General features: G+C 45.4%; 13 protein-coding genes and 1 rRNA gene. All 14 read right to left on the bottom strand.

Annotated elements, in window-relative coordinates; genetic code table 11:
* Positions 1 to 80: ribosomal RNA gene (locus ACINLD_RS21360) — 16S ribosomal RNA — on the bottom strand; the annotation flags it as partial.
* 303 nt (positions 81 to 383) lie between these two features.
* Positions 384 to 1883, bottom strand: a complete 1500-nt coding sequence (gene lysS, locus ACINLD_RS21355) for a lysine--tRNA ligase (protein ID WP_026589793.1) — start codon at positions 1881 to 1883, stop codon at positions 384 to 386.
* Positions 1884 to 1965: 82 nt separating this feature from the next.
* Positions 1966 to 2967, bottom strand: a complete 1002-nt coding sequence (gene dusB / locus ACINLD_RS21350) for a tRNA dihydrouridine synthase DusB (RefSeq protein WP_026589794.1) — start codon at positions 2965 to 2967, stop codon at positions 1966 to 1968.
* A 16-nt stretch (positions 2968 to 2983) separates the two neighbouring features.
* Positions 2984 to 3193: a helix-turn-helix domain-containing protein gene (locus ACINLD_RS21345; RefSeq protein ID WP_035428856.1), complete on the bottom strand. Its 210-nt coding sequence runs from the start codon at positions 3191 to 3193 to the stop codon at positions 2984 to 2986.
* Entirely contained in the window at positions 3145 to 3645 is a 501-nt protein-coding gene (folK, locus tag ACINLD_RS21340) for a 2-amino-4-hydroxy-6-hydroxymethyldihydropteridine diphosphokinase (protein ID WP_026589795.1), read from the bottom strand. The genes ACINLD_RS21345 and folK overlap by 49 nt, the downstream gene beginning before the upstream one ends.
* Complete coding sequence (gene folB, locus ACINLD_RS21335; RefSeq protein WP_026589796.1) at positions 3642 to 4004, bottom strand: dihydroneopterin aldolase; 363 nt, start codon at positions 4002 to 4004, stop codon at positions 3642 to 3644. The genes folK and folB overlap by 4 nt, the downstream gene beginning before the upstream one ends.
* On the bottom strand, positions 3997 to 4854 hold the full coding sequence (gene folP, locus ACINLD_RS21330; RefSeq protein WP_026589797.1) for a dihydropteroate synthase: 858 nt from the start codon (positions 4852 to 4854) through the stop codon (positions 3997 to 3999). Before folP ends, folB begins: the two co-directional genes overlap by 8 nt.
* An 18-nt stretch (positions 4855 to 4872) precedes the next feature.
* Entirely contained in the window at positions 4873 to 5727 is an 855-nt protein-coding gene (gene pabC / locus ACINLD_RS21325; protein ID WP_410207175.1) for an aminodeoxychorismate lyase, read from the bottom strand.
* Positions 5724 to 6308 carry an aminodeoxychorismate/anthranilate synthase component II gene (gene pabA, locus ACINLD_RS21320; protein ID WP_026589799.1) on the bottom strand — a complete coding sequence of 195 codons (585 nt, stop codon included), beginning with the start codon at positions 6306 to 6308 and terminating at the stop codon, positions 5724 to 5726. Before pabA ends, pabC begins: the two co-directional genes overlap by 4 nt.
* A gap of 4 nt (positions 6309 to 6312) precedes the next feature.
* Positions 6313 to 7737, bottom strand: coding sequence for an anthranilate synthase component I family protein (locus ACINLD_RS21315; RefSeq protein ID WP_410207174.1), 1425 nt, complete (start codon positions 7735 to 7737; stop codon positions 6313 to 6315).
* Between the two features lie 179 nt (positions 7738 to 7916).
* Positions 7917 to 8840: a cysteine synthase A gene (gene cysK, locus ACINLD_RS21310; protein WP_026589801.1), complete on the bottom strand. Its 924-nt coding sequence runs from the start codon at positions 8838 to 8840 to the stop codon at positions 7917 to 7919.
* Between the two features lie 68 nt (positions 8841 to 8908).
* Positions 8909 to 9805: a peptidyl-prolyl cis-trans isomerase gene (locus tag ACINLD_RS21305; protein ID WP_026589802.1), complete on the bottom strand. Its 897-nt coding sequence runs from the start codon at positions 9803 to 9805 to the stop codon at positions 8909 to 8911.
* 54 nt (positions 9806 to 9859) lie between these two features.
* Positions 9860 to 10729 carry an Hsp33 family molecular chaperone HslO gene (hslO, locus tag ACINLD_RS21300; protein ID WP_026589803.1) on the bottom strand — a complete coding sequence of 290 codons (870 nt, stop codon included), beginning with the start codon at positions 10727 to 10729 and terminating at the stop codon, positions 9860 to 9862.
* A 10-nt stretch (positions 10730 to 10739) separates the two neighbouring features.
* Positions 10740 to 11516 (bottom strand): type III pantothenate kinase, encoded by a 777-nt coding sequence (locus ACINLD_RS21295; RefSeq protein ID WP_026589804.1) that lies wholly within the window; start codon positions 11514 to 11516, stop codon positions 10740 to 10742.
* Positions 11517 to 11630 lie beyond the last annotated feature (114 nt).

Here is an 11630-nt window from a genome sequence, read left to right as displayed (position 1 = left end):
CTCCCGTCGGTCCGCTCGACTTGCATGTATTAGGCACGCCGCCAGCGTTCGTCCTGAGCCAGGATCAAACTCTCCATGAAAAGTTTGATAATGACTACGCACACTCGCATGTGCGATTTATTTAAAAATGAATTAACAGGTACGTTTTGTCTTGTTTAGTTTTCAAAGATCATTATTAAAGCGACTTTTATATTATATCCAATTCTCAACATGAAGTCAAGAACTTTTTTAAAGTAGCTTTTTTTGTTTTTGCCACCGCTTTTTGCGGCAACGAATAATAATATACCACCGTATTTATGTTTGTGCAATACTTTTTTGAGAAAAAATAAAATTTGTTTTTAAATAAGGATCAGCCGTTTCATTTCCGGCTGATCCTTGAAGTTTTAACGATGTCTCATTTGCGGGAATAGTAAAACATCCCTGATTGACGGCGAATTCGTCAAAAGCATAATAAGCCGGTCAATACCAATTCCTAAACCGCCGGTAGGAGGCATCCCGTATTCTAATGCTTCAACAAAGTCCTCATCCATCATATGAGCTTCATCATTTCCTTCTTCACGTTCTTTTAATTGCGCCTCAAAGCGTTCTCTCTGATCAATAGGATCATTAAGTTCGGTGAAGGCATTCGCATGCTCTCGACCCACAATAAACAGCTCAAAACGGTCCGTAAAGCGGGGATCCTCAGGATTTTTCTTAGCAAGCGGCGAAATTTCTACCGGATGACCATAGATAAAGGTTGGCTGAATCAGGGTTTCTTCGATTTTTTGTTCGAAGAACTCGTTAATGATGTGCCCCACAGACATATTTTCAGTAATTTCAACACTATGATCTTTAGCAAAAGCTCTGGCCTCTTCCAGTGAGACCTCTTTCCAGAAATCCACTCCGGTCGCTTCTTTAACGGCATCTACCATATGAAGCCTTTTCCACTCAGGTTTGAGATCGACTTGATGATCACCATATTGAACAGTAGTAGTGCCAAGCACTTCTTCAGCGATGTGAGCGATGAGATTTTCCGTTAAGCTCATGATATCTTTGTAATCGGCATAAGCTTCATAAAGCTCGATCATTGTGAATTCGGGGTTGTGGCGGGTGGATACTCCTTCATTCCGGAATACACGTCCGATTTCATAAACTTTTTCAAGTCCGCCGACGATCAGCCTTTTCAAATGAAGTTCAATCGCGATTCTCATATAAAGCGGCATATCGAGCGCATTATGGTGTGTGATAAACGGACGGGCGGATGCACCTCCTGGAATGGCATGCATCGTAGGTGTTTCTACCTCCAGGTATCCGTGGTCATCTAAGTATCTTCTCATTGATTGAATGATCTTACTTCTTGTAATAAACGTATTTTTGCTGTCCGGATTGACAATCAAGTCCAAATAACGCTGGCGGTAGCGCTGTTCAATGTCTTTTAAGCCGTGATATTTATCAGGAAGCGGACGAAGAGCTTTTGTTAAAAGATCAAAAGATGTTGCTTTGACAGACAATTCACCCACATTGGTTTTAAACATAACACCAGTAACACCGATAATATCCCCGAGGTCAGAGCCTTTAAACAGCTCGTATTGTTCTTCTCCGACACTGTCTTTTCTAACGTAAATCTGGATTTGGCCTTTCAAATCCTGAATGTGGGCAAATCCAGCTTTCCCTTTGCCTCGTTTTGTCATCATCCGGCCTGCAATCGTTACTTCGATTGCTTTCTCTTCTAATTCTTCCTTAGAGTACTCATTGTACAAATCAATTAGTTCCGCTGATTGATGAGTGCGTTCAAAACGCTGACCGAAAGGGTCCTTTCCGCTTTCGCGCAATTGACTCATTTTATCGCGTCTGACTTGCAACTGATCGTTTAATTCTTCATGGTTATGCTCTTCATGACTCATCATATATCACTCCGTTATTTTTAGTCTTTCAGGAAAAGCAGAAAAACTGCCAGTTAAAACTGGCAGTGAGCAGAGGTCGGATTTATCCTACTTTAGCATCCTGAAGCTCTTTTGCCTCGGCTTCAATCGTAAACGCATCCAGCAGCTGCACGAGCTCATCTCTCGTTTCGCAATGGTTGATTTCATTCCGGACCTTTGCGTTTCCTCTTATACCTTTTAAATACCAGGCCGCGTGCTTTCTCATTTCACGAACTGCCACATTTTCACCTTTTAGTTTGATTAAACGGTCAAGATGAAGCTTGCAGACGGAAATTTTCTCACGCACTTTCGGCTCATCTTTTAATTCGCCTGTTTCCAGGTATTGAACCGTGCGGTAAATCATCCACGGATTACCCAAAGCAGCACGGCCGATCATGACGCCGTCCACTCCTGTTTCATCAAGCATGCGCTTCGCGTCTTGAGGTGTTTTGACGTCTCCGTTTCCGATAACAGGTATTGATACAGACTGCTTTACTTCTTTGATGATGTCCCAGTTCGCCGTTCCTTCATACATTTGCACGCGGGTCCGCCCGTGAAGAGCCACGGCTTTTCCGCCGGCCCGTTCAACAGCTCTTGCATTCTCAACAGCAAAAATGTGATCATCATCCCAGCCCATTCTCATTTTAACGGTAACCGGTTTATCAACCGCATCCACTACAGCAGAAACCATCTCATAAATTTTATTCGGATCAAGCAGCCATTTGGCCCCCGCATCACATTTTGTAATCTTTGGCACCGGACATCCCATGTTAATGTCAATAATATCAGCTGTTGTGTTTTGATCAACGAATTTCGCCGCTTCGACGAGCGTTTCTTTTTCACCGCCGAAAATTTGCAGGCTGAGCGGTTTTTCCCGTTCATCGATATAAAGCATTCCCATTGTTTTCGCATTGTTATAAAGGATCGCTTTATCGCTGACCATTTCTGCGCACACCAAACCCGCACCGAATTCTTTAACGGTCAGGCGGAAGGCGGAGTTGCATACCCCTGCCATCGGCGCAAGGACAACCCTGTTTTTCAATTCGATATCACCGATCTTAAACATTTTACGTCCTCCTTTCTTATTCTTCTGATGGAGACAATTCCTCCACTGATATATTTAAAGTATTGGCTACATCCCTGAGCATGCTCTCCGACGGCATTCGATTTCCCCGTTCTATTTCACCCAGTACAGAAACGGACATACCCAATGCTTTGGCAAAGCCCTCTTGAGTATAACCTTTCAACTTTCTGTACGCACGAATTCGTCTACCCCAGATTTCTGCTTCCATACCCTTACACCTTCTTGATTTTTCGCATGATTGACAGATTCCTCAAAGTCCGGATAAATCTCCAATAGCGGGACGAGTACAAACAAACGTTCATGCATTCTCGGATGAGGAACAATGAGTTGCTCTGTCTCAATATTTTCACGATTATACAGCAAAATGTCAAGGTCTGCCGTTCTCGGACCCCACCTGATGTCCCGCGTCCGGCCGAGTTCATTTTCAATGCGCTGCGTCAAATCAAGCAGTGCAAAAGGCGAAAGAGATGTTTTGACAGCCGCAACCATATTTAAAAATGGATCCTGATCTGTATATCCGACCGGATCTGTCTCATAAATTGAAGAGATGCTTGTAACCGTGACAGACGGATGCTGATGCAGGAGAGCAACGGCTTTTTTTAAATATTCTTCCCGCCGGCCGATATTCGAGCCCAACGCTATATATGCCGTATGTTTCATTTCCGCTTTCTCGTCATTTCTATGGCTACGGATTTGTAATGTCCGGGTATCGGCGGATCTGGTTTGATCACCTTGACAGTGCATTCCTGAACCGCTTCAAATTGACCGAGGACTTTCTCGGCTATCGTTTCTGCAAGGGTTTCGACAAGGTTGACCGGCTCTCCTTCCACAACCTCTTTACAGAGCTTGTACAGCTCTGCATAGTTAATGGTCGCATCAATATCATCGGTCTTTCCTGCTACGCTCAAGTCTAATCCTGCCGTCAAATCAACGCGGAAACGCTGGCCGAGTTTGTTCTCCTCTTGAAAAACCCCGTGGTATCCGTAAAATTCCATTCCCTCTATATATACTTTATCGATGATAAACGCCTCCCTTATCGATCATCGCATCCATCATTTTCGCCATTCTAGCAATCGGCTTGACGTCATGGACTCTGACAATGTCGCATCCTTTTTGAATGCCGAGGCATACTGTCGCGCCTGTCCCTTCCGCCCGTTCCTCAGGCGGCAAATCCAGGACGCGTCCGATAAACCTTTTGCGCGAGGTGCCCAGTAAAAGCGGGTAGCCCAGACTCTTGAATCTCTCCAGCTCATTCATGACCATAAGATTGTCATGATATGTTTTGGCAAAACCGATACCGGGATCAAGGATGATGTGATGGTCTTGCACTCCGGCGGACTTCGCAATGTCTACACATTCCATCAGATCGGACATCATGTCTGGTATTAAATCTGTATAATTTCGTTCATGTCGATTGTGCATCAAGATAACCGGCACATCATGCCGAGAGGCGACAGCAGCCATTTCGGGATCGGCTTTGGCGCCCCATACATCATTGATAATCGAAGCTCCGGCTTTTAGCGCTTCATCGGCTACCCCAGCCTTATATGTGTCAACCGATATCGGTGCATCGATTTCCTGTACAAGCTTTTCAATTACAGGAATGACTCTTGCAAGCTCCTCATCAAGGGAAACCTTCTCGGCTCCGGGCCTTGTCGATTCTCCCCCGATATCAAGGATATGGGCGCCGTCTTCTATCATCTGTTTCGCATGGACCACTGCGCGGTCTATACTGTTGTATTTCCCTCCGTCGGAAAACGAGTCAGGCGTGACATTTAAAATGCCCATAATTAATGTTTTATCTTCATATGACAACGTGTATTGTTTTGCTTTCAGCCGCTTTGAACGGACTGTTGTTTGCAGCGCCATATCCCTCACCCTTTAGATTCAATTATCGTCTTTTGCTGTTCTATCGTTAGTGTACACCTTTTGCAGTTTCTTTGTCAGACTTCCACCCTTTCCCGGGAATGCAGTGGCGCCGATTTGGCGGAACGGCACAATCTCCTGAACGGAATTGGTCATCCATGCTTCCTCAGCAGCGAGAAGATGATCCAACGGATATTCCCCCTGTCTGACCTTCATTCCCATACTGTCGAGCCGCTCCAGCACATATCGCCGCGTCACACCGTCTAAAATTCCGGTCTTCAGTGAAGGTGTATACACACATCCGTCTTTTTGCCAAAAAAGGTTGGAAACAATGCCCTCGGCTACATCTCCGCTCGCGGTAAGAAAAATCCCTTCTTTTCCCGGATCACTTCCGAGTTCTCTTTTTCCATACAGGTTGTTTAAAAAGTGGTGGGATTTCAGCCGGAAAGGCCCCTCAGGCGTGTTTCGGCGAACCTGCAAAATGATTCCTTCCTTTTCCTCCGGTACGGATGCCGGATCAAAAGGGTTCATCATCACCATGATGCAGGGATTTTTGTATGAATCGGGAAAAAGCCCTGATCCCCCGGGACCGGCTGATATATTGAGCCTGATCCTCGCATTGCCATTTGGCGGCTGATTCAATTCGAGCAGCTTGTCCAGCACACTGAGGACATCGCTCTCTGTCAGCGCCGTCTCTATTTTCAGTTCATTCAATGCTGTCTGAAGCCTTTCCATGTGCCATTCCAAAAGAAACGGCTTCCCTTTATAGAGGCGAAATGTTTCAAAAACGCCGATTCCATATAAAAAACCATGGTCAAAAGGAGAAAGTCTCGCTTCCTCCTCTTTCACATAATGACCGTTCATGTAAATGATCATGCGTTCACTTTCTTTCGGTAAGTCTCAATAAAATTATTGAGCATCTCTTTTCCGCAGGAGGTCATAATAGACTCCGGATGAAACTGCACACCTTCGATCGGCAGCTCTTTATGCCTGATGGCCATAATCTCTCCTTCATCAGTCCAAGCGGATGTGGTAAAGCAGCTCGGCAAGGTTTCAGGTTTAACGATCAGCGAATGATACCGGGTAGCCGTCAGCGGACTTTCCAAGCCTTTAAAAACGGTTAAACCATCGTGGGAAATCTCTGATGTCTTCCCATGCATCAACCGTTCCGCTCTGACGACATCGCCGCCGAAAACCTGGGCGATGGATTGATGTCCGAGGCAGACTCCGAAAATGGGAATCTTCCCTGCAAAATGACGGATCGCTTCAAGGCTGATTCCGGCCTCATCAGGGCTGCACGGCCCCGGCGAAATCATCAGAAAATCCGGGGACAATTCTTCAATGCCCGCCAGTGTCACTTCATCATTGCGCTTGACGATCAATTCTTCGCCGAGCTCTCCTAAATATTGCACCAAATTGTACGTAAACGAGTCATAATTGTCGATCATCAAAATCATTTTCTCAGCTCTCCTCTGCTCTTTTTTTCTCTTCTTCACTCAACTGCAGCGCCTTTTTCATCGCAATGGCCTTTTTAAATGATTCCTTATATTCATGCTTAGGGTTTGAATCAATGACGATTCCCGCTCCCGACTGCATGAACGCATGGCCTGCTTTGACATAAATCGTTCGGATGACGATATTAAAGTGCATATCTTGATTATATCCGAACCATCCTATAGAACCAGTATAAAGCCCTCGCCTTGTCGGCTCAAGCTCTTCAATGATTTCCATTGTTCTTACCTTCGGAGCCCCTGTAATCGTTCCGCCGGGAAACACCGCGTGGATGACATCAACCGCATCGCATTCTTCTTTGATTTCACCGCACACATTTGAAACAATGTGCATGACATGGGAATATTTTTCAATCACCATGAATTCATCGACGCGAACGGAGCCGTATTTTGACACCCTGCCAAGGTCATTCCGCTCTAAATCCACAAGCATCACGTGCTCGGCCCGCTCTTTTTCATTCATGATCAGTTCATTCGCGAGCGCTTCATCCTCCGCTTCATCCGCCCCGCGGGATCTTGTCCCTGCAATCGGCCTTGTTTCCAGCAGGGTTCCTTTCTTTTTAATCAGCAGTTCAGGCGATCCGCAAATCACCTGGAAATCCGGGGTTTCCAAGTATGCCATGTAAGGAGAGGGATTCACTTTTCTCAGCATTTTATAAACGTCAAACGGCGCCGCCGACAGCCGCTCTGACTGCCGCAGGGAAAGATTCACCTGGAACACGTCACCGCTTGCGATGTATTGCTTTATTTTTTCAACCGCCTGTGAAAAGCCCTCTTCGGTAAATGAAGGTGCAAACGAAGCCCCTTTATTGTCCGCCGGTTCTTCAGCTGCTGCGGGTTCCGCATCGCGTGACATCCACATCTGTTCAAGCTGATTCAGTTGATCTTCCGTAGAGGAAAGCTCTTCTCCGTTTTTGTGCGTGATCAGCCAAAGCTCTTCCTTTGCATGGTCATAGACGGCCAGATCATCAAACACGAGAAAGAATAAGTCAGGCGTTTGCAGATCATCGATAGACAGATGTTTAAATTTTTCAATATAGCGGGCATAGTCATAGCTTAAAAAGCCGACAGCCCCTCCCTGAAAATCAGGAAAATCTGCAACCGTCTCCGTTTTCAATTCCTGAAACCATCGGGTAAACTGTAAAAACGGATCTCCTTCTTTAAATATCGTTTCCCCTTTATATTGAATGGTCGTGATCCCGACTTTCCCTTTCGCGATGGCGACAGGATCAAGACCGGCTATACTGTAGTCGCCGCCTCTGGCGCTTTCCAGGAGCACATGGTGTTTTTTTCCTTTCGAAAGACATTCATACCTTTTAAAAAAACGTTCCTGGGAATATGGGTATATTCTGGCTACAGGCCTTCGTTGTGTCATCGTATCATTCCTAACCGTTATTCTATTGTCCTTATTGTAATGCAAATCTTTTTTTAAAGAAAAGAGAATTTCATTTCCAATACATAAAAAGCCCTTGAGCATTTTACTCAAGGACACCGACCTCCTTTTATAAAGCAAAAGGCCGCCGACATCGTCGACAGCCCAACACTTTTTTAAACCTATTCAAATTGATAAAGAGGTGTGCTTAAGTATCTCTCACCATTACTTGGGAGTACGGCAAGCACTTTTTTGCCTTTTCCGAGCTTTTTAGCAACTTGAATGGCAGCGAAGATCGCCGCTCCTGAAGAAATTCCGCCCAGGATTCCTTCTTCTCTTGCAGCTTTACGGGCAAATTCAAAGGCTTCTTCATTTTTCACCGTAATAATTTCATCGTAAACATCAGTATTCAAAATTTGAGGTACGAACCCGGCTCCGATTCCTTGAATTTTATGCGGCCCTGGTTTTCCTCCTGAAAGAACCGGAGAATCTGTCGGTTCCACAGCAAAAATTTTGATCGACGGATTTTTTTCTTTCAGAACCTCGCCGGCTCCTGTAATGGTTCCGCCGGTTCCGATACCGGCGACGAACGCATCAAGTCCATCTCCAAATTGTTCAGCGATTTCCTGGCCTGTCGTGCGGCGATGCACTTCCGCATTTGCAGGGTTGTTAAATTGCTGAGGCATAAAATAGCCGTTTTCTTTAGCCAGTTCTTCCGCTTTTTTAATCGCACCTTTCATTCCTTCAGCGCCCGGTGTCAGCACAAGCTCCGCTCCATAAGCGCGAAGAAGGTTGCGGCGCTCGGAACTCATTGTATCAGGCATCACAAGGATGGCTTTGATGCCTTTTGCAGCAGCGACCATGGCAAGGCCGATTCCTGTATTTCCGCTTGTCGGCTCAATCAGTGTATCTCCTTCTTTCAGAAGGCCTTTTTCTTCGGCGTCTTCGATCATCGCAAGCGCAATCCGGTCTTTAACACTGCTGCCGGGATTCATATACTCAAGCTTTACATATACATCAGCACTGTCTTCATCAACAAGACGATTTAATTTAACAACAGGTGTGTTTCCGATTAAGTCATAAACAGAGTTTGCAACGCGAACCATATGAACACCTCAATTTCCGAGTAATTTTATTGGGATTATAACTAATTTATCAATATCAAAAAATTTTGTCAATCTTTATTTTTATCACCATAAAACCACGATACGTTTGCATCTTTCCAGAGGGTTTTAACTGAGGCTTTGTCGCCAATCTGATCCATTGCGATCTGTCTGCGGATTTGATTCTTGACTTCGCTGTAAGTGAAAGACCGGCCGTTCAGCTTTTCTTTCAGCTGAATAACGGAATAGCCCTGGCTCGTTTGAATCGGTTCATCGACCCACTCGTTTTCTTTTAAATGTTTGGCTGCTTGCAAATATTCTGCCGGGATGTTTTCATTCTGCTCATTGACAAAGCCGAGGTCTCCGCCATAAGGCGCCGTATATCGGTCTGTCGAGTGTTCGGCAGCGGCCGCTTCAAAGCTTGATCCGCCCTTCAGTTCCTTTAACACTTGTTCAGCTTCATCTTTATCTTTTACAACGATATGCTTCAAGCGGTAAGAATCATCGAATTTATACAGGTCTTTATTTTTCTGATAGAAAGACTTTAATTCGCTTTCCGGGATCACAATGTCTTTGGTGAGGAGCTCTTCAAGAAGTATATTGTGCTTGATCTGTTCTCTCCACTCTTTTTCCGTCGTATGTTCGTCTTCATAGAAAGAATTATAAACGGCTTTGATCAAAAGAAACTCCCTGTCGATTTCATCATCAGAGATTTTGATGTTATTTTTTTCAGCCAGCTGGTTGACGACACGCTCATTGATCATATCTTCCAAAGTAGCCTTTCCGAAGCGGTCCTCCATCTCACTCAGCCATTCCTCCCGGGTAATGCCGCTCTTTCCAATGTTGGCAATCACCTCCTGGGCTGATGAAGTGGAAGCGGTCTGCGACTTTGTGAGAACATATGCAATCACAATACAGTTGACAAAAATTGCGCCAATGATAATCGGCCACAGCGTTCTTGATTTCAATATCGTTTCTCCCCTTTTCCCATTGTAAAAGACCCGCTACATGAATAGCGGGCATTAAATTTCATCTCGAAGCGCTTCAAGCTCTTCTTTTGTAAACAGATACGTTTCATTGCAAAAATGGCATTGCGCCTCGGCTTTTCCATCTTCATCAATCATGGCTTGAATCTCTTGTTTGCCAAGACCGATAATTCCTCTTGCGAAACGCTCTTTTGAACAATTGCAGGTAAAGCGGACTGGAACGGTTTCCAGCACTTCCGCTTCTTCCCCCAGAACCGTTCTCAATACTTCCTCAGGGGTCAGCCCTTTTTGAATCAGCTTGGAAATCGGTTCCACCTGGGATAAGTTAGTCTCCAGCTTTGTGATGGTTTCATCATCAGTCCCGGGCAGCAGCTGTATGATGAAGCCGCCGGCTGCCAAAATCGTATTGTCCGGATTGACGAGCACACCAACGCCCACCGAGGAAGGGACTTGTTCAGAAGAGACAAGATAATATGTAAAATCATCGCCGATTTCTCCGGAAACGATTTCGACTTGACCGGTAAACAAGTCGCGCAAACCAAGATCCTTTACAACGCTGAGCGTTCCCGACGTTCCCACAGCTCTTCTGACATCAAGCTTTCCATGCTCATTTAAATCAAAATGGACATGAGGGTTGGACACATAGCCCCGAACGTCTCCCTTTGCATTTCCATCGGCGACAATAGCCCCGATCGGTCCGCCGCCTTCAATTTTAACGGTCAGCTTGTCTTCGCCTTTCAGCATAGCGCCCAGCATCACGGCCGCCGTCATCGTTCTTCCTAAAGCGGCGGAAGCGGTCGGCCAGGTATTGTGGCGTCTTTGTGCTTCATGAATCGTTTCTGTCGTTCTTGCTGCATATGCCCTGACTTTGCCGTCATATGCAATCGCTTTTACTAAATAGTCCATCGTCATCCTCCTATACACTTTCAACGCGATTCCGCTCGTATATCAGCTCAAGTCCCTTTAATGTGAGAAACGGATCGACAACATCTATACAATCGGACTCATCCGCAATCAAAGAAGCCAGACCGCCTGTCGCAATGACTTTCGGATTTTGTTTCGACTGCCATTTCATCCGTTTGACAATGCCTTCAACTTGTCCGACATACCCGTAAAGAATGCCGGATTGCATGGCGCTGACCGTGCTTTTACCGACAATGTTGTCCGGCCTTGCGATTTCAATTCTAGGAAGCTTTGCAGCTCTTGAGTAAAGGGCTTCTGTCGAGATCGTGATGCCCGGCGCGATCGCTCCGCCCATGTATTCTTTGCGTTCGTTGATATAACAGTATGTTGTAGCGGTTCCAAAATCAACGACAATCAGCGGACTTCCATAAAGATGAATCGCCGCCACTGCATTAACGATACGGTCAGCTCCGACTTCTTTCGGATTATCGTATTTAATATTCAATCCTGTCTTCATACCGGGCCCGACGATCTGCGGCTCGATCTGAAAGTATTTTGTACACATTCTTTCAAGGGAAAACATGATCGGCGGTACAACTGATGAAATGATAATTCCTTCGATCTGGTCAAACATCAGTCCAACATAATCAAATAAAGACCTGAGGAGCATGCCGAATTCATCTTCTGTTTTGTGGCGGCTTGTTTCAATCCGCCAGTGATATTCTAACTCCCCGTCGTGATATATGCCTAGAACGGTGTTTGTATTTCCCACATCTATAACGAGTAACATTCTGATCACCACTTTTGACTAGTTTCTCTTACTTGGTCATAAAACATTCTACCATCATACAATACACGATGCCGATTCTTTTTGTAAACGAATCAAACCGGCGGAAAGAGATTT

The sequence above is a fragment of the Bacillus sp. z60-11 genome, from assembly GCF_046464135.1.
Lineage (GTDB): Bacteria > Bacillota > Bacilli > Bacillales > Bacillaceae > Bacillus > Bacillus sonorensis_A.
Note: the sequence above shows the minus strand (reverse complement) of the source record. Positions and strands in the feature narration are given on the sequence as shown.